Source organism: Steroidobacter cummioxidans (assembly GCF_003104955.1).
Genome location: NZ_LSRW01000018.1, coordinates 103,691 through 121,389 on the forward strand (window position 1 = coordinate 103,691; position 17,699 = coordinate 121,389).

Sequence of the window (17,699 nt, forward strand, 5' to 3'; positions counted from 1 at the left end):
CTCCTCAAGCCTCAGAGCAGGAGCGCCATCGCATACGCATCGTGATAGCGACCATCGATGCGCATTGCCCGTCGTTGGACTCCTTCCAGCACGAAACCAAACCGTTCGTACAGCACTTTGGCGTTGCTGTTGTCGGCACGGACGGTGAGCTCGATACGCGTGAGACCCTTGATACGCGCTTTGGCTATCGCCGCCTGCATCAGCAGCGAGCCGAGCCCCTGATGGCGCGCCTCGGGCACCAGACCGATGCCGAGGTGACCGACGTGGGCTCGCGCTTCGCCGTGCGTCGGCAGCACGTCGCACCAACCAACGACAGTTGCATCGTTCACTGCCACGAAATGGCAGGCATCGTTGGCGATGATGTCACGATAGAAGCTGATCGCCGCCTCGAGGGGCGGTGCCTGAGTGAATGCCAGAAAGCGCTTCTCGCGGGCAACGATATCCAGGGCGCGGTGCAGCCCGACAAAGTGGATTTCTGCCAGGGGCAGGACCGAGTAGCTCATAGTCGAGATCAATGGTGATCAATCTTTGTCGGATACTATCACCCATCGAGTATGTGATTTTCCGCCATGTACTTGATTGTCATCAGAGACATGCACGCTCGGCTTGCGCCCTCGCCGCCGGCGGCATGGCCAGTCACCCGCCGCGTAGAGCTGCGATAGCAGCGATGAGATTGCGGCGCGCCGGGGTTTCGTATTTCGTACGAAATGGTATCGTGCTGTAGATGGTCGGACGCGCTAGAAACGATTCCAGGATCTCGGCGCGCTTGCGCCGGAACAGCGGCCCCGGCACCCAGCGATACTCCTCGCGAACATCGGCCTCGAACCGCGCGTAGTCCTCCTCGTCTACGCCGAGAATCGACAGATCGACATCGACGACCAGCCTGGAATCCTCGATTGTCGCCGGCGCCTCATGACGTGTGGCCATGATGTGAGCGCGCACGCGCTCCACGCGCTCACTGCTGACGCCATGTCGATTCAGCAGCTCACACGCCAGATCGGCACTCTTCTTTTCGTTGTCCGAGGAGTACGGATCGTAAACGGCGTCGTGAAACCACAATGCCAGCTCCACCTCTGCTGGTTCGCTAGCTAGCCCGGACGCGGCATCGAGCTGGCGCAGGCAATGCTCGATATGCACGCCTGTGTGGTAATGCCGATGCTTCTGCGAGTATGCATTCAGCAGCAGCTCGAACGTTTCGTTGGATTCCGGCAACGCGAAGGCCGCCATCAGGCGCTGCCATCTTTCTCGGTTCATGCCAAAAGCATGCCCCTGTCGGCGCGCCGAACCAGCCTTGAGCTTTTCCCTGATTTTGTCACATGGAGCATTGGTCGCTCGGATAACGGAGTATCGTGCTGACAAAGCGACTACAGATCGCTGACAACCAGCACTTCGGGATTCCAATTAGCGCGTGGCCAACGCGTCAGGGCGGACCAACAACAATGACAACCCTCGTCCAGCCGCGGGTCGCGCTCGCGCTCGCCACTTTGCGCTCCATGCGGTGGCCGATCGGTCGCCTCGGACCGTATTCGTGCGTGCTCGGCTTCCTCTTGATCGGATCGGCTTCGCTGGCGCTGTCGCGGGTCGTGCTGATCGGCTGGCAGTGGGAGCGGGTCGACGTGACAGATTCCCTGTGGAGCATGCTCCTGCAAGGGCTGCGCAGCGATCTGATTACGCTGAGCCTGTTCGCGGCGCCCACCATCGTGCTGCTGCCATTGATGCTGGCCGTGAACCGGCTGAACTGGTGGGTGCGCCTCGCCAGCGGCTGGCTGAGTTTCAGCCTGCTCGTGATTCTGTTGCTGGAATTTGCGACTCCGCAGTTCCTGTACGAATACGACAGTCGCCCGAATCGCCTGTTCATCGAGTACCTGGTTTATCCGCAAGAAGTCTCGGCCATGTTGTGGACGGGTTATCGCGGCACCTTGGCGCTGGTGACGGTGGGCCTGGTCGCAGCGGGTTGGTTGACCGTTCGCCACTTCAACAAATATCGGGAGTGCAGCGACCGCTGGACCGCCCGAACCATCATGCTGGTGTGGCCCATCGTGGTGATCGTGCTGTTCGTCATGATCCGATCCAGCTTCCAGCACCGGCCGGCCAATCTCGCGAGCTTCGCGTTCTGCGACGACGCCATGGTCAATAGCCTGGTGACCAATTCGGCTTACTCGGTGCTCTCCGCGATTTGGGGGCTGAAGAACGAAGCCCAGAGCGAGATCTACGGACAGATGCCGGCGCAGGAAATCGTCTCGCGGGTACGCAATGGCATGGCCGTAGGTATGGGAAGCTTCACCTCCGACCAGTTCCCGACCCTGCACCGACAGGTCGCCAGCGTGCGTCGCGAACGACCGCTCAATCTGGTGATCGTGCTCGAAGAAAGCCTGGGCGCGGGCTTCGTGGAACGGCTTGGCGGAATACCGATCACACCGCATCTCAGCGGCCTGGCCGATCAAGGCATCTGGTTCGAGCAACTCTATGCCACCGGCACTCGCTCCGTGCGTGGCATCGAAGCCGTGATCGCTGGATTCCCACCGACGCCGGCACTCAGCGTCGTCAAGCTCGATAAGTCACAACGCGATTTCGAGACCCTCGCGTCGGTACTGCGTCGCGCGGGTTATCGCAGCGAATTTGTCTATGGCGGCGAATCGCACTTCGACAACATGCGCGGCTTCTTCCTAGGCAACGGCTTTCATGACATCGTCGACCGCGAAGATATTGTCGCGCCCAAGTTCGTCGGCAGCTGGGGTGCGTCGGATGAAGACCTGTTCGACAAGGCGCACGAGCGCCTGGTGTCGCTGCACGAGTCGCGGCAACCTTACTTCCTGCTGGTGTTCTCCTCGAGCAATCACACGCCGTTCGAATTTCCAGACGGACGCATCGAGTTGCACGAGCAGCCCAAGCAGACGGTACACAACGCCGTGAAATATGCCGACCATGCGCTCGGCGGTTTCTTGAAACAGGCACGCGCCAGCAAATATTGGGCAGACACCCTGATAATGGTCGTGGCGGACCACGACACCCGCGTCTATGGCGACGAACTGGTGCCGGTCAACAAATTTCATATTCCAGGCGTGATTCTCGGCGCCGATACGCAGCCGCGGCGTATCGAGTCCACTGTCAGCCAGATCGATCTTGCGCCGACCCTGCTATCGCTCATGGGCATTGACAGCGAACACCCCTTCCCAGGCCGCGATCTCACCCGGACGCTCGCGGAGTTCGGCAATCAGCCGCCGCTCCCGGCGCCCCGCGCCATGATGCAATTCGACCAGAACTTCGCCTGGCTGCAGGACAATCGAGTTACCGTGCTGGTCCCCGACGGTGAGGTTCGATATTTCTCCTACGATCGACGCGCCAAGGAGCTGCAGCCCGCGCCGGCGCAGGACCCCGAGGTGGCGCGAAATGCGCTGGCGAATGTGCTGATGCCGGCGTGGCTGTATCGAGACCGGTTGTATCGGGTGAGGTGACGAGGGTTACTGCAGCGAACGTTGCGGCCGCCCGGATTTGAGAGCGATCATCCGCACCTTGCGCATTGAAGCGGAAGGTGCGATCGATGAACAGACTTTCCCTCAGCCTCGCAGCCATCACCCTCGCCTGCCTGTCGTCGGCTACAGCGCCAGCAGAAGACCGCGGTGCCTCCTTCGACTGGGTCTGGCAAACCGTCAACGAGAAGTTCTATAGCGCAAAGTTCAACGGCGTCGATTGGAACGCGATGCGGACCAAATATCGCGATCGAGCGAATCGTGCCGGCACGCGAGAGGAACGCGCTGCCGTCATCAACGAGATGCTCGCCGAACTGCATACCTCGCACACTGCTTTCTATACACCGGACACGCCGGAGTACTTTCACCTGCTGGGCCTGTTCCTGCCGCTGAACGAGTGGCTGGCAGAAGCGACGACCAGTGCACTGACCGACGGCAAAGCGCGTTACAGCGGTATCGGAATATTCACCCAAACCGTCAATGGGCAGCATTTCGTGACAGGTGTGCATGATGGACTGCCAGCACAACAGGCCGGGGTTCTGCTCGGCGACCGACTGATTTCCGTCGACGGCACGCCCTTTCACCCGATCCGCTCATTCCAAGGGAAGGCCGGCAAGTCCGTCGCCATCATCGTGGAGCGCACTGCCGGGGCCAGCAAGACGGTGACCGTGACCCCGGTCATGCTCGACGGCAGCACAATGTTCGTCGATGCAATGAAAGCCAGCATGCAGATCGTTGCACGTGACGGAAGAAACATCGGCTACATCCATGCCTGGTCGTACGCTGGGGGCCAGTATCAGGACATTCTGGAAGGCGCCTTGCTCTTCGGCCCACTGAAGGACGCCGATGCGCTGGTTCTGGATGTCCGCGACGGATTGGGCGGCGCCTCGCCGTCGAACTTGAATATCTTTACTCAGCGCTGCCTGGCATGGACTGCACGCTCTCGATCCGGCGCCGAAGATACCCACGATTCCTGCTGGGCCAAGCCGGTAGTACTGCTCACCGACAACCGCAGCACCAGTGGCAAGGAGCTGCTGGCCTACGCCTTTAAACGCGGACGCGTCGGCTCGATCGTGGGCGCCCGCACCGCTGGAGCAGTGATGGCGGGAACGATTTTCGCGAACGCAGTCGACGCGAGCCTGCTCTATCTCGCAACCAAGGACGTACGCATGGATGACGGCACACGTCTCGAGGGCCGGGGCGTCGAACCTGACATCGATGTACCGTTTGAGGTGCCCTATGCCCAAGGCCGGGACTCGCGAAAAGAACGCGCGTTTGACGAAGCGGCGCGACTCGTCAAGCAGAAGGGCTAAGGGCTGGGAAACCCACCGCTAAAAGGATCGGCGGTGGGCTGGCTCATTACTTCCCTGCCTTGGGCGCTCCGGAGTCCTTCAATTTTCCTTTCACCGCATTGAACGTCGCCTCGTCGGAAGGCGCGAGGTTCGGGCGGCCGACCATGATGCCTATCGAGACGGAGCCCTGGATGTAATAGGTCTCTCCGGGCTCGACCTCGATATTCAACACATCCTTCGCCTCGGAATGAACTGTGAACTCGTGCGCACCGACTGGAAGATTGGCGACAAAGTAGCTGCCATTCGACAGCTTACCGAGCTCGGTCTGGCCCTCGCGCACTTTGAAACTGACGGCCATACCCGTGAACTTGCTCTCGCGAAAGAAGACAACCGTGCCCGTGCCGCCGCCAGCATTCGCTGCCGGAGCGCTCGTAGGCTTCGGCGCCGGCGCGGGCGCCGCGACTGGTGCTGCCGGAGGCGAGCTCTTTTTCTCCGGCGCGCTTCCGCCGGTGCTGGCACAACCCGCCAACGCCAACATGACTAACGATGCCGCGACCCCCAAACCATTCCTAATCCGCTTCATTGGAATTGATCTCCGTTGACGACTCCGTAATGGCAGGCTGCGAGACCTCCCCCGCTCCCACCTCCAAAACCGAAGGCAATTGCGTATCCGCTGCCACTTTCGCATATACATCGGTGCCCGCGGGCAAGAGCAGATTCTTGCCAACGACGAACAGCGCCGGGATGCCGAGCGTGGCCGCCAATCCCGTCGCGAGCGCCAGCCGATTCTCGCCATTGCCCGCGGTAAACGAACGCAGCCTTACTTCGCGCTCGCCGACGCTGAGCAAGCGCGTGGCCAGGATCAGCTCACCGGCCTTGCCTGACATGCCCGATTTCGCTGCGTGGACGACTTCGCCGATCGCAGGCGAGCCTGCGGGTACGATGATGGCTTCACCGACGGCAATGGGCTGCGCCACTTCGAGTTTGAATCGGTCGCCACGTTTGTGAGTATGAGAGGCGACAGGCTCCAGCAGCCTTAGATGAATTTCCGTGCCGGCGATCAACGTGTAAAGGCGTGCGACACCCGCTTGCTCGGAATCTGTCAAAGGCAGGGTTGCTTCGGGCTGCGGCTCTTCGCCAAGCGCGGCAATCGGACTGATACAGATCAATGAGAACACGCATAACAGCCAGCGGATGCTATGCATACAACGGCTGATGCCAGCGCGCGCAGCCGGCGTCCCATGACCTCCCATTCCTTGCTCCCGATCTTTCTAGTTCTTGATCCGCGCGCAGAGGATTGGCAATTCCTCTAGGGTTGTCAATATCGACGGGTTGGTAGCGTCCTTTTTTTCTAATGATTGCCGATCAGCCCGGCAGTGACGTTGATGGCGAATCCCAAAATGGAAACGTTGAAGAGGAACGACAGCACGCTGTGCACGATCAGTACCTTGCGGACTGCGGCCGACGTAGTCGAGACGTCCGCTGTCTGGCAGGCCGCGGCGATCGTGAATGAAAAGTACGCGAAGTCCCAGAACGCGGGCGCCTGCGTATCCGGGAAATGCAGTGGACGCGCGTCGGGTGCGGTGCTGTAGAACATGTCCGCGTAGTGCATGGTGAACATCGTCGGAATGAGCATCCATGCATTGATCACAGTGAATGCCGACAGCACGAAGCGCAGGGACTTTTCCGCATCGCTGACCTGTTCGATCATGGCAAGAAAGGCCACGATCGAGACCATGGAGAGCATGGCTGCAACGATACTGATGATCAGGATAACCGGCGCACTCTCATCCTCGTCCTGGTAACGCTCGCTCAACTGCGCGGCGCTCATGCTCGTCATCAACCGGAACACGAGGATCAGGAACATCAGCACGCCGACGTTCCAGCTCACCAGCACGCGAGTGATCGTCGCCCACTGTGCCGGCAACGCGAAGAACAGGACGATCGCCGTGACGGTGGCGATCAGCAGCCGCGAGTGGCGAGAGACGAACTTGATCCTTTGCGGGCCGACGTCTTCCGCCATAGGATTGGTCAACTTCCTACTGGGGCCTGCCGCTCCGACGTTACATTACGAGCCGCGCGGCTTGTACGTAAACTTCTGCCCTCCTACCGACGCTTCATACATCGCGCCACCCTTCACGATGACGAACACAGCAATTCCCTTGTGGTAATTCCCCGCCGTGGCGGCATCTTTCTTGCCACCGCTCGCTCCGGCACCCGCACCCGTCGTGCCTGCCGTGGCGCCAGCCGCGGCGGTGATGGCAACCGCACTGATATCGGCGCTGAACTCGAAGTTACCTTTGGTGAATTCATCGAACGCGCGCTTGTCCTCAAAGAACACAATCTGACTGAAAGCCTGACCGCCCGCCTGGAATCCCACACTGACTTGCGTGACTGTGGTATCGCCTACGTAGGCCCCGCCTCGATAAACACGCCCCTCGCCGTGCGCGCCGCCGACCACCAGGCCGCCCTTACCGATGGTAGGAAAGACAGCGTAACCATAGCTCTTGGAGAAGAAATCCGCGCTTTCGCCGGCATTCTTGAACAGAGCGATGGTATCGGCGTATTTATCGGCGGCAGCCATCCCTGCCCATAACATCATCGACAATCCCAGTAGTGCAGTAATGATGCGTCGCATGGCAGCCCCCACGACCCGTTCGAGTAGCGTTTCAACGCGTCACGTGTCGGAGTTGTTTCTTTCCGGCCCAACCACTTCATCGGTCGGCAAACCATTCTGCCTGAGCCCAACACGGCCACTCGTCGGAGACTGGATTCACGTCACGTTTTAGACCGACCTGTTCCAGCACACTCGCCTAACATGCAAAATGCGCGGCCAGGGACTTTCAGCGGGACAAAAGCATGAAGCAACTCAAGGGAACCCTCGCCACGATGCTCGACGAGCGCAAGCGGCTACGCAGCCGGTCACCGTTGCAGCTGGCGATTGCGGATCGTTTCTCTCAGTTGAATGTGGAGCAATGGCGGACGGTGACCGCCGGCCAAAGCTTGTTCTATTCCACCGAGTATCAGAGGGCGTTCGAGCAGTTCCGGCCCGCGAATCTCGAGGCACGTTATGCACTGATCAGCGACGGCGACACGCCGCTCGCGGCCGTATGCATGCAGATCGCGCGAGTGGATCTGACGCAAGTGGGAAATGGGAAGCAAAAGTCGGCCTTCCAGAAGCTCGGCAGCAAGGTGAGCCAGCGCGTTCTCGTGTGCGGCAACCTGCTGGTATACGGACTGCATGGCGTGTGTTTCGCGCCGGGCGCCGACCGAGAGCTGGTTTGGCGCGCCGTCACCGAGGTGCTATATCGAGTGCGACGGGCGGAAAAACTGGCCGGTCATACGGACATGGTCCTCATCAAGGATCTCGACGATGCGGCGGCCGCGGAGAGCCGCGCGCTCGAGGGGCTCAGCTATGGCAGCGTACCGACCGAGCCAAATATGGTGCTGACGCTGGACCCGGCTTGGCGAACGCACGACGACTATCTGAACAGCCTCACCTCCAAATATCGCGGTGACATCAAGAACCGCGTGTTCAAGAAGTTCAACGAGTCCGGCGCGACGATCGAGGCGATCGCCGATGTCGCCTCGCATGCGGAGACGCTGCAACGGTTGTATCTGGACGTCCATAGCAATGCGACGCTTCGGCCCTTCACACTGCCGAGCGCCTATTGGCCAGGGCTGGCGAGCCTCGGCGCTGGAAACGTCGTGATTCATGTGGCTCGCCAGGGAGATCGAGTCCTCGGCTTCATCGTGAGCTTGAAAGATGGCGACACCGCCTTTGCGTATCACATCGGCTTTGATCGGGAGGCAGCGAACACCGGTGTGCCGATTTATCTACGCTTACTGCACGCGTCGCTAGCCCAGGCAATCGCATTCGGTTGCCGGCGTGTCTCCTTCGGTCGCACAGCCCTCGAGCCCAAAGCGCGGCTCGGCTGCACGCCCGAGCCGCTGTACGTCTGGGCGAGACATCGTCACCCCTTCCTCAATCAACTTCTGCAGCCGCTACTGCGATTCGTCGAGAACGAGGAACCACCCGAATTCACGCCATTCAAGGCGGCACCGAGCGACGCCGGCGCAAAGTAATAGCGCCGGATAGCCATCGGTCAGCTAGTCGATCACCCGCACGATGATCTTGCCGCGAGCCCGCTCGGTCTCGCTCAACTCCAACGCCTTGGCCGCCTGCTCCAGCGGAAATTCGGCTTCGATGCTGATCTTCAGCGCGCCGCTGTCGAATAGCTGCGCCAGTTTGGTCAGCTCCTCGCCGGGCTGTTCCTGCGTCGCCGTGCTCGGATCCGGGCAATGAAGCTTGCGCTCGCTGCATGCCTGAGCCGGCAGCCTGGCGACGATGCTGAGCAATGTGCCACCCTCGCGTAGCACCGCAGGCGAGCGTTGCAACGTATCGCCACCGACGGTATCGAGCACGACGTCGACGTTCTTTGCGACTTCCTCGAAACGCGTGGTGCGGTAGTCGATCACTTCATCGGCACCTATGGCTTTGAGATATTCGTGATTGCGTGCCGAAGCGGTTGCAATCACATGCGCGCCACGCCAGTGAGCGAGTTGAACTGCCGTGCTGCCGACGCCGCCGGCACCGCCGTGAATCAACACGCGTTGGCCTGGCTTGATATCCGCGTTGCCGATCAGCGTGCGCCACGCCGCAAGCGATGCTGTTGGAATGCCGGCCGCTGCCTCGAAGCTGAGCCTGGCCGGCTTCAGCGCCACGCTCTCGGCCGGGGCGTTGACGTACTCCGCGAGGCCACCGCCATCGAGCAAGGCGATCACGTCGTCACCCGCTTTCCAACGCGTAACGTTGGGGCCGACCGCATCGATGGTGCCGGCAACGTCGCGGCTGGGAATGTATGGCAGCGAAACCGGAAAGCTCTTTTGCAGTAGTCCCGAGCGAATCTTCCAGTCGATGGGATTGATGCTTGCGGCGTGAACGCGAATCCGCACTTCACCGGCAGCGGGCGCCGGCACAGGTATCCGGTCGAGACGCAGCACATCCGACGAGCCGTAGCCAGTCATGAGGAGCGCTCGCATCTGCGCCGGCGCAGCTCCCGATGCAAAGGGAGCGAACAAAAACAGGAAGAGACCAAGCACAAAGGTCAGTTGCATGATGGCGTTCGTTTTCTCTAGGTGGAGGAGCCGGATCGTCTCGGTGTTCGCATTTCAATGCGCCCCTCTCTGACCGCGGCTTGGCATGAAATTACGCCGTCATGTGAGACGAACCGTTGATCTGGCGCGACGAACGCCGCCAGGCACGCCGTAGATGTCGCAATAGTTGTCCGATTGCTCCTCCCACGCTTCGATCCACGGCTCAGCAGTACTTTGTCGCAAAACCCTGATAGCCCCGCGTATATCCTCGCGCGCGCTGGATGAATGCGCGGGAGCGACCCGCACCGTTCGTCCTGCGCTGTCTGGCAGCCCTAGTGGGTGTCAGACGTCAATTGCTGAAGACCGAAGGAGAAGACTGGATGAAGTTGATCGCAGATAAAGTTCGGGTATCGCGTACTGGCATCGTTGTATCGATCATCGCAATCACGGCGACCTGGGCCCAGACCGGCCAGGCGCAAGCAAACACCGGGGGTGTCTACGGCGGCGTTTTCGCCGGTGTCGGCAGCTCCAGCAACGATGCCGTCAAGCAGATGGGCATGGCGCATCGACCTGTCGGCCCGCTATACGTGAATGCGGCCGGTGATCCTGAATCCACGTCTGCGCGCATCGGCGGTATCCATGTCGGTTACGAATGGGCCGTCGACTGGGCCATCAAGCCAGCGGTGGAGCTGGAAGGTTTCTATCTGGGCAACACGCAGCGGGGGCAACTGGTGAACCCCACGCCGGAGATCGACGATCATCGGTTCAGAGACACGTTTCCCATGGATATGGGCGTACTGCTGATCAACTCGGTCTGGTCTCACAGCTTCGCGCAGGGGCGGATCACACCTTATGCCGGCATCGGTGCCGGTACTGCGGTGATCTCGATCTCGGGCGCCGATTCCACGCAGTTGAATCCGGCAGAACCTGGCATCAACCACTTCAATTCGAATCCGGACGCGACAGCATCAACATTGGCAGTGCAGGCCAAGCTGGGATTGCGCGGCCGGCTCACCGACACGCTGGATTGGTTCGCAGAGTATCGGCATCTACGCCTGCGCTCCACCAACTACACCTTCGGATCCACCGTGTACGACAGCCACGTGCCGACCTCGCCGTGGAACGTCAATCTCGGCGACATGGAGTACAACCTGGGTACCGTGGGAGTCCGCTACGCTTTTTGAGCGCCCGCGCGGCTTCTGCGAGAGCCAACGAACGACGCGCATCGGTGTACTGCCGATGCGCGTCCGCTAATTCAGCCCTGCAATCCGGGCCAACAACATTCGCTGACTGGCAGCGGCGTACTCGAACATATTGATACGCCTGAGCAACCAGGGGCTGCAACGCTTCGAAACGAAGCCGAGCTCCGTCGTAAACGCGAATGCGTAGCCAGCGTCGCGGACGCGCTCCGCGATCTGCGCGTTGACGTCGCCATTCGGATATGCAAACAACGTTGGCTCCACTCCCAGGCGACGCTGAATCTCGGCCTTCGAGCGGACCAGCTCATCGCTGACAGTCTGCAGATCGATTTCGGTCATCGGCGTGTGCGTTACCGCGTGCGAGCCGATAAAGAAAACGTCGCTCTTCGACAATGTGGCGAGCTGTTGCCAGGTCAAGAAATAATCTTCGCCCCGCAGACACAAGTCGGGTCGAGTGCGCGTCAACGCCGTTTCCAACTCCTGGATCGCGTCGTCGACAGCGGCATCGCGTGAATTTCTGAGCTTGATGATGAGCGCTCGAATCGCCTGTCGCGCGCCATGCTCGTCCATGGTCAGAATGTCGCCAGCCCCCATGCGAGCGAAGAATTCGTCGGCCACTCCACGGTGCTGCCAGGCGTAGAACATGAGCCGACTCAGACGGTCGTACCAGAAATAGCGCTCGCCTGCTGGGAAGTCAGTCGGCACGAACAGAACAGCCGGCACATCATGCTTCTTCAAGAGGGGCAGCGCGTATTCCATGTTGTCGTACCACGCGTCATCGAAGGTCACCAGACACGTGCGCGACTCGAGAGGCTCGCCGCTGGAAAGCTTCCGGGCAAATTCCGCGGGCGTCACCGGCCGCAGGAAGCGGCGAATGAACTTCAGATGCAGCTCGAACGTCTCGGGCGTCACCACGATTGCGTTCGAAGAAAAAGAATTTCGCTGTAACTCGCTCGGCAGCACCCGGTGATACGTCAGCACGACGGCCTTGCCGCGCAACGCCAGCCACGTGTAAATCCACAAAGCGCCCGTGTAATAAGTGACCACGATGGCGCTCAACTGCAGCAGCCGCCGAAACCGCCCAGGCGCTCGCGCCAACTGGCGCTGAAAACCCATGAACGCACGGGAAGTAGTCAGTCGATCGATCATGCCCTTGAAAGTCCAAGCACCCGGGAATTCTTATGTGACGGATCTTACCTGCTGAAGTCGCAAGGGCGTGAGCGATCGACTCTCGAGCGAAGCAAAGTCATTCCAAGTGTCGAGCTTTCTGACACAAGCCGCACTGGGTGCTCGCGTCGCTGGCAGTTATCAACATATCGTGTACCGCCTGGGCACATCGACTCGACTCCTCCTTGACGATCTGGATCGTCGCGGTCTTGTCGAATTCGTTGGCGAGCAAAACCCGAACGGTTGCTTCGAAGATGGCGTCGATGGTGTGGCGCGACCGGACTTCGCTCCGCTCGATCAACTCCTGAGCCACACGGAGCAAATAGAGATCGCTCGTAGTCTGGCGACAGTCATGCAAGCCGGTAATCGTCCGATGAGCGAGGACATTCGGCCGACGCGTGATCTGCCCGCCGTCGTTTCGCGACTCACTAGCCGATCAAACGAGGATAGCGATGACGCATCCCATTTCTACAATCGCATAGCTGCGTGTGCTGCTCTGGACGGATCGTTGTAGCATGCGACGTTTCGCAGACCGAGATGAGCGTCCCATGACATACACTCGCAACCAAGCTCGCGCGCTGTGCACAGCAGCCGAGTATCAGCTTTTCGAAGCCAGCCTCGATCGCAAGCAGCACACGCTCGCTCGCTTGCAGAGCAAGATCGCACGTACGCGCCAACTCCGAGACAAGTACCGCGATCTCTACAAGCGCCAACGAATCGCCAATCGCACGCGCACCGGCAACAGGAAAGGCAATCGACTGGACAGCAATGCGCGCACGGAGCAGAAGGCGCACCTGTTCGACGAAGTGCTGAAGCGATTCGAACAGCTAGCCAAGCAGGCACGAGCGCTCGAACATGCGCCGCCCAAAGCCAAAGCCGCCGCCAAGAAGAAGGCGAAGACGCGTGTAGCCGCGAAGGAGCCTCGCCTCACCAAGACGCACAAGGCCGGGATCTCGGAAGGCTTCGTCAGCGAAGCGGCCCTCAGTGCCGATCGTCGGAAGCATTCGAGAAACACGCGCAGCAAGACCCTGACCGCGCATGCGCGCGCCGCAGGAAAGCGCAAGCAGGCGCGTCGCGACAGCCGCGGATGAAGTAAACGCCGGACACGGCGCTGCGCACCGCACCGCCGTGTCCGGGAGTTCGAGTATTCGCCATAGACAGTAGCGATCGCTCGCAAGAGAACAATCGATTGGATGCGCAGGCAGTTGCCTTCTATTCTGCCCATCCTCGAACGGCGGCGGCTCTTCGTGGCACGCCGCGCGTTCTCCAACTACAGTGAGAGCGATTGATGAAATCACGTTTACTTTTGATCTCGATGATTTTGGCGACAACCGCAACAGTCAGTGTCCCTGCGGGAGCCGCTACCACGGTGTCACGCTCATCGGACGCGCAGGCACAGGCCTCCGGCTTGCTCAGCGGTGCGCGAACGTCGCCAACCTCCGAAGCACTGATGCCGGCGAGCTCATCGGCAGCCGCAGGAGACGCGCACACGCACGCGGCTGCACTGCTTAGCGGTGTGCGGACGGTAATTTCAAGCAGTGCTGACCGTACCGTTGCCTCGGATTCGGAGCGTGCGCGAAGCTCAGACGATGCACATTCGCACGCGGCTCGCTTGCTCATGCATGGCGCATCGAGAGCGGGCAGATGAGGTATTGAGTCGGCGAGCAAGACGGCACGATTCCCATCTATTCGCCCATGCATCGCACGGATGCGATGCCGAGGGCCGCAGTGACAGCAGAGAGCTCCTCCTGCGGAGCTGCTTCGAGGTGAGAGAAGAGCGACCTGCCGGGAGGCCGCCCTTCGCGAGCGCCTTAGAGGCTGAAGAAGAATTGCAGCTTGTAGAAGTCGCTATGAGAGAACGAGCTGCTGTCGCTGGTCGTGTCGGTTCCAAAGGAGAAACGCAGACCCGCGTTGCCCTTGGCGACCTGAATGTAGGGACCAATCCAGCGATAGCCGTCCATGCTGCTCACGTTGGAGCCACCGGACAGAAACAGTTCCTCGAAGTGCAAGCCGGCGGAGAAGTAGTTGTTGAACTTGCGACCGCCGTTAATCCAGTAATGAACGTACTCATTGGTGGTGCCACCGGTCGGCGCTTTGTCGCGCAGGTCCTTGTACCAGCCAAAGTACAGCTGGCCTTCCCAAACATCGGTGTCCAGTCCGATGGTCAGGTTCGGCACGATGCCGTCACCGATGATGCCATCGGACTCGGCGCCGGAGGACAACAGGCTGCCCGACGTAAAGCCAAGCTGCGGATTGATGTACAGCGCGCCGTCCAGCGCCTTGAAGCCCACGCCGACGCCGAACTCGGTCCATTGGCCCCACGCCGAGCCTGTGCCCGTACCCCACATGATGCCGTAGAACGTGAGATCGACGCCGTTGTCCATCGAATAGGCAGCCCCCAGGAACGGATTGGTGCCGAAGAAGGCGTCGTGATTGATGGAGACGTCGATACTGAGACGATCGTCGTCCTGCGCATGCGCGCTGCTCATGCCGAGAGCTGAGATTGCAACGAGGCCGGCCAGAAAACCAGTGGCTTTTGTCATCGTACCTTTTTACCTGTCTGAAATAGCTGGAAATGCACGGGCCAGCATTGGCCCGGCATGTTCCTAGCATCGATTGTGCCAACGCGTTGACAGGGCAAATGGCGTGACTTTGGCGTGCCGTTGAAAAATCATCACGGCGGGCGAGATGACGGCGCGCCATTTCAGGGCTGAGAGGAGCCGCAACGCATCATGCAATGTCACGCTGTCCGCCACAGGCGAGTCTCGTCGCGAGGCGATGATTGCTAAGTGCGCGGGAAGCACGAAGACAGGTTTACGCTCAATACGTCATTCAACGCAGTTCGTGGCGGCTGTGTCGTGTGATGGGAAAGGACCTGCCGCTTTTTCTGTTACAAAGTATTGCTAGAGCGGCATTGTGCGCACTTAGTCGCGCAGTTCGACAGGCGTCATGTGGTTGCAGACGTCCAAGTGGGTGCAAGAGCCTCGCGGGGCGGCGCCCAAGGCCCGCTCTTTCAAGCTGCGTGGAGATCCATGCGCGACTCCAGACAAACCCGCAGGTAGGTGATCTTCATGGATCGCTCCGCGAAGACTTGCCCCAGTCACGCCTCTCTCAGATAACCCACGCACAGCACGGTAAGTGAAGTTTCAGGCCGTCGAACGTGCCGCGAGTTCCGCCGGCTTCTATTGCCGCCCGCGCAGGCCCTGCGATGCTTCGGTCGCATTCCGTCGATCCGTCCTGTGAGCAACCTCTATGCTGCTTGGGACAAGAGCGAGTAAAACGGCCTGAATTTTCAGCCCGCCGCGCTCATGTGCGGCGCCGATATAGAACGCAATACCGCCGGCGCGAAGATGAGTTTCCCCGGAGACACTTTCATTTCATCTTCGATATGGCATCTGGAATTTCCGCGAGGCGCAGATCTGCCGCATTGTTCAGACGCAGCAGCCGGTTCATTGAGTTTTACTTAATCGTGCAACCAGGGCGCGCAGCTGGAGCCGAGCAAAAAGCTTTTTTTCGCTTCCGGCAGAGAAGTACGCACTTAAGCCGTTCTGAATGACTGTTAGAATGCCGCTTGAAACTGGCGTGCAATCAAACATAATCCTTACGCTCCTAAGCAAGGACCGCCTATGAATCCCCGCCATCTGCTCTCCGCGTCACTCGCCCTTGCATTGCTGGCCGGATGCGGCGGCGGCGGTGGCGATTCAAGTGGTGCCAACGGCGGCGCTCCTCCTCCAACGCCACCCTTCTCGGCCACGATTGCAGGAGCAGTGCAGAAGGGGCCGTTCCTAGTTGGCTCCACCGTGCTTGTAAACAAGCTCGATAACCGGGGCCAGCCGACGAGCTCAACGATCGTCACAGAGATTCGCGACAGCATCGGAACGTTCTCGTTCTCCGCGGATAGCCCGGGGCCAGTGCAAATGGTCGCCAGCGGATACTACTTCAGTGAGCTCAGCGGCCAGATATCCCAGGGCACGCTGACATTGAAGGGCATCTATGACGTGGGCAACCAATCGAACCAGAGCGCCTATGTCAACATCATGACCCACCTGATCAACAACCGGGTCATTGCACTGCTCGGGCAGGGGCTCACGGCGACCAACGCGATCGCTCAGGCGCAGCGGGAACTCGTCGACGCGTTCTCCAGTGCGCTTCCGACGTCAGATCCCGGCAAGTTCTCTTCACTGAGCGTCTACAACGTCGCCGGAACGAACGATGCCGGCAATGCATATCTGCTCGCACTATCCAGCGGCTTCTACAAGCTCGCCCTGACCGTGTCGCAACAGTTTGGCACCACGCCGGAGGGGGAGCTTACTCTGGTCTTGAACAGGATCTCGGATGACTTTGCGGACGACGGCGTACTGCAGACTGCCGGATTCATGGATGATTTCGTCAGGGCGCTGCGCAGCGTGACCCCGGCCGAGATCGCAGAGAATCTGCGCCGGCGTAGTATCGTCGACTATCCTGCCGGCCTGGACGTGCCCGCCATCACGCGATTCCTGAACCAGTGCACCGGCGCTCTGGATTGCACTTGGCGAGCCGGAGCAGGCATGTCATACCCCTCCGCCGGCCACGCCGTGGCTGGGTTTGGCGGCAAGGTCTATGTTTTCGGCGGGCGCACGCCTCTGGATCAGTATAGCGATCCTGAGGGAGGCCGGGCGTCGCGAGTATACGAACCGATTGCGAACCGCTGGACGGAGCTCCGACCCATGAGTGTGGGCGGAGTTGACCTGAAGGCGCAGGTCGTCGGCAACAAGATCTATGTGATTGCCGGATACGGCATCGACGATTACCGTAACAACTTATTGGAGTACGACCCGAGTACGGACATGTGGGGGAACAGGGCGCCCAATCCCACCTATCGTTCTGGATTCGTCAGTGAAGCCGTGAATGGCCGCATCTATGTGATCGGCGGACGAGGCACGATCCACGACGGTCCGAGGGGGGGTGAGAGCGGCGTGACGTTGACCTACAAGGATCGCGTGTCCATCTACGATGTGGCGACGAATATCTGGTCCCAAGGACAGTCAGCACCGATGGCGCTGGGCTACTCCGCGAGTTGCGCGCTCGGCAACAAGATCTATGTGTTCGGCGGATTGACGGACTCGGGCGCGCAGGCAGTAACGCTCGTCTACGACACGATAACGAACTCCTGGTCCACGAAGGCACCGCCTTCCGTTGCCAAATCGCAGCACGCTTGCGAGCGCGTGGGCGATCAATTCTACGTATTTGGCGGGTATAGCGGCGGCGCAGCCCAGGATGCGGTAGATCGGTACGATCCTGCGAACGATACCTGGACCTCCATTGCGCAACTGCCGTCGCCCCATTTCGGGATCGATGCCGCAGCCGTAGGCGGCGAGATCGTCATTCCCGGTGGCATGGGGTTATCGAGCGGGATGTACGGTGGAGCTGGGGTCATTATTTTCAATCCGATGCAGTGAGCGGATTTCGATGACCGCTCACGCTCAGCGACCGTC

Annotated in this window: 15 protein-coding genes; 6 read left to right on the forward strand and 9 right to left on the reverse strand. The window is 60.3% G+C overall.

Annotation, left to right across the window (positions count from 1 at the left end; translation table 11 throughout):
* Positions 1–11: 11 nt before the first annotated feature.
* Positions 12–503: a GNAT family N-acetyltransferase gene (locus D0550_RS11910; protein WP_116809408.1), complete on the reverse strand. Its 492-nt coding sequence runs from the start codon at positions 501–503 to the stop codon at positions 12–14.
* Between the two features lie 133 nt (positions 504–636).
* Positions 637–1,254 (reverse strand): HD domain-containing protein, encoded by a 618-nt coding sequence (locus D0550_RS11915; protein ID WP_153067129.1) that lies wholly within the window; start codon positions 1,252–1,254, stop codon positions 637–639.
* 185 nt (positions 1,255–1,439) lie between these two features.
* Between D0550_RS11915 and D0550_RS11920 the strand changes: the two genes are divergently transcribed.
* Both D0550_RS11920 and D0550_RS11925 read left to right on the forward strand, forming a co-directional pair.
* Positions 1,440–3,455: an LTA synthase family protein gene (locus tag D0550_RS11920; RefSeq protein WP_116809410.1), complete on the forward strand. Its 2,016-nt coding sequence runs from the start codon at positions 1,440–1,442 to the stop codon at positions 3,453–3,455.
* An 86-nt stretch (positions 3,456–3,541) separates the two neighbouring features.
* Positions 3,542–4,783, forward strand: a complete 1,242-nt coding sequence (locus D0550_RS11925) for a S41 family peptidase (protein ID WP_116809411.1) — start codon at positions 3,542–3,544, stop codon at positions 4,781–4,783.
* A 46-nt stretch (positions 4,784–4,829) separates the two neighbouring features.
* Here the strand turns inward: D0550_RS11925 and D0550_RS11930 are convergent, their stop codons facing one another.
* From D0550_RS11930 to D0550_RS11945, 4 genes are all read right to left on the reverse strand, one after another.
* Positions 4,830–5,345 carry a hypothetical protein gene (locus D0550_RS11930; protein WP_153067130.1) on the reverse strand — a complete coding sequence of 172 codons (516 nt, stop codon included), beginning with the start codon at positions 5,343–5,345 and terminating at the stop codon, positions 4,830–4,832.
* The gene (locus D0550_RS11935; RefSeq protein WP_116809413.1) at positions 5,332–5,967 is read right to left on the reverse strand and encodes a hypothetical protein; all 636 of its coding nucleotides are present in this window, start codon (positions 5,965–5,967) and stop codon (positions 5,332–5,334) included. Before D0550_RS11935 ends, D0550_RS11930 begins: the two co-directional genes overlap by 14 nt.
* A gap of 146 nt (positions 5,968–6,113) precedes the next feature.
* Positions 6,114–6,785 (reverse strand): DUF1345 domain-containing protein, encoded by a 672-nt coding sequence (locus D0550_RS11940; RefSeq protein WP_116809414.1) that lies wholly within the window; start codon positions 6,783–6,785, stop codon positions 6,114–6,116.
* 45 nt (positions 6,786–6,830) lie between these two features.
* A complete protein-coding gene (locus D0550_RS11945) occupies positions 6,831–7,400 on the reverse strand; it encodes a lipid-binding SYLF domain-containing protein (protein WP_116809415.1) in 570 nt (189 codons plus the stop codon).
* 221 nt (positions 7,401–7,621) lie between these two features.
* On the opposite strand from D0550_RS11945, the gene D0550_RS11950 reads away from it, so the two are divergent.
* The gene (locus D0550_RS11950) at positions 7,622–8,848 is read left to right on the forward strand and encodes a GNAT family N-acetyltransferase (protein WP_116809416.1); all 1,227 of its coding nucleotides are present in this window, start codon (positions 7,622–7,624) and stop codon (positions 8,846–8,848) included.
* A gap of 24 nt (positions 8,849–8,872) precedes the next feature.
* Here the strand turns inward: D0550_RS11950 and D0550_RS11955 are convergent, their stop codons facing one another.
* The gene (locus D0550_RS11955; RefSeq protein ID WP_116809417.1) at positions 8,873–9,880 is read right to left on the reverse strand and encodes an NADP-dependent oxidoreductase; all 1,008 of its coding nucleotides are present in this window, start codon (positions 9,878–9,880) and stop codon (positions 8,873–8,875) included.
* Positions 9,881–10,239: 359 nt separating this feature from the next.
* On the opposite strand from D0550_RS11955, the gene D0550_RS11960 reads away from it, so the two are divergent.
* A complete protein-coding gene (locus D0550_RS11960; RefSeq protein ID WP_116809418.1) occupies positions 10,240–11,043 on the forward strand; it encodes an outer membrane protein in 804 nt (267 codons plus the stop codon).
* A 66-nt stretch (positions 11,044–11,109) separates the two neighbouring features.
* On the opposite strand, the gene D0550_RS11965 is transcribed toward D0550_RS11960, so the two are convergent.
* Positions 11,110–12,207, reverse strand: coding sequence for a polysaccharide deacetylase family protein (locus D0550_RS11965; RefSeq protein WP_116809419.1), 1,098 nt, complete (start codon positions 12,205–12,207; stop codon positions 11,110–11,112).
* 566 nt (positions 12,208–12,773) lie between these two features.
* Here D0550_RS11965 and D0550_RS11975 point away from each other — a divergent pair.
* On the forward strand, positions 12,774–13,316 hold the full coding sequence (locus D0550_RS11975) for a hypothetical protein (RefSeq protein WP_116809421.1): 543 nt from the start codon (positions 12,774–12,776) through the stop codon (positions 13,314–13,316).
* Positions 13,317–14,036: 720 nt separating this feature from the next.
* Here D0550_RS11975 and D0550_RS11980 read toward each other — a convergent pair.
* Entirely contained in the window at positions 14,037–14,768 is a 732-nt protein-coding gene (locus D0550_RS11980) for a DUF6733 family protein (RefSeq protein WP_174842490.1), read from the reverse strand.
* Positions 14,769–16,142: 1,374 nt separating this feature from the next.
* Between D0550_RS11980 and D0550_RS11985 the strand changes: the two genes are divergently transcribed.
* Entirely contained in the window at positions 16,143–17,663 is a 1,521-nt protein-coding gene (locus D0550_RS11985; protein WP_241520788.1) for a Kelch repeat-containing protein, read from the forward strand.
* Positions 17,664–17,699: the final 36 nt, after the last annotated feature.

Excerpts from the sequence above, each read along its gene's own strand:
- D0550_RS11910 (WP_116809408.1), bottom strand. The coding sequence starts at position 503 with ATGAGCTACTCGGTCCTGCCCCTGGCAGAAATCCACTTTGTCGGGCTG.
- D0550_RS11915 (WP_153067129.1), bottom strand. The coding sequence starts at position 1,254 with ATGAACCGAGAAAGATGGCAGCGCCTGATGGCGGCCTTCGCGTTGCCG.
- D0550_RS11920 (WP_116809410.1), top strand. The coding sequence starts at position 1,440 with ATGACAACCCTCGTCCAGCCGCGGGTCGCGCTCGCGCTCGCCACTTTG.
- D0550_RS11925 (WP_116809411.1), top strand. The coding sequence starts at position 3,542 with ATGAACAGACTTTCCCTCAGCCTCGCAGCCATCACCCTCGCCTGCCTG.
- D0550_RS11930 (WP_153067130.1), bottom strand. The coding sequence starts at position 5,345 with ATGAAGCGGATTAGGAATGGTTTGGGGGTCGCGGCATCGTTAGTCATG.
- D0550_RS11935 (WP_116809413.1), bottom strand. The coding sequence starts at position 5,967 with ATGCATAGCATCCGCTGGCTGTTATGCGTGTTCTCATTGATCTGTATC.
- D0550_RS11940 (WP_116809414.1), bottom strand. The coding sequence starts at position 6,785 with ATGGCGGAAGACGTCGGCCCGCAAAGGATCAAGTTCGTCTCTCGCCAC.
- D0550_RS11945 (WP_116809415.1), bottom strand. The coding sequence starts at position 7,400 with ATGCGACGCATCATTACTGCACTACTGGGATTGTCGATGATGTTATGG.
- D0550_RS11950 (WP_116809416.1), top strand. The coding sequence starts at position 7,622 with ATGAAGCAACTCAAGGGAACCCTCGCCACGATGCTCGACGAGCGCAAG.
- D0550_RS11955 (WP_116809417.1), bottom strand. The coding sequence starts at position 9,880 with ATGCAACTGACCTTTGTGCTTGGTCTCTTCCTGTTTTTGTTCGCTCCC.
- D0550_RS11960 (WP_116809418.1), top strand. The coding sequence starts at position 10,240 with ATGAAGTTGATCGCAGATAAAGTTCGGGTATCGCGTACTGGCATCGTT.
- D0550_RS11965 (WP_116809419.1), bottom strand. The coding sequence starts at position 12,207 with ATGATCGATCGACTGACTACTTCCCGTGCGTTCATGGGTTTTCAGCGC.
- D0550_RS11975 (WP_116809421.1), top strand. The coding sequence starts at position 12,774 with ATGACATACACTCGCAACCAAGCTCGCGCGCTGTGCACAGCAGCCGAG.
- D0550_RS11980 (WP_174842490.1), bottom strand. The coding sequence starts at position 14,768 with ATGACAAAAGCCACTGGTTTTCTGGCCGGCCTCGTTGCAATCTCAGCT.
- D0550_RS11985 (WP_241520788.1), top strand. The coding sequence starts at position 16,143 with ATGGTCGCCAGCGGATACTACTTCAGTGAGCTCAGCGGCCAGATATCC.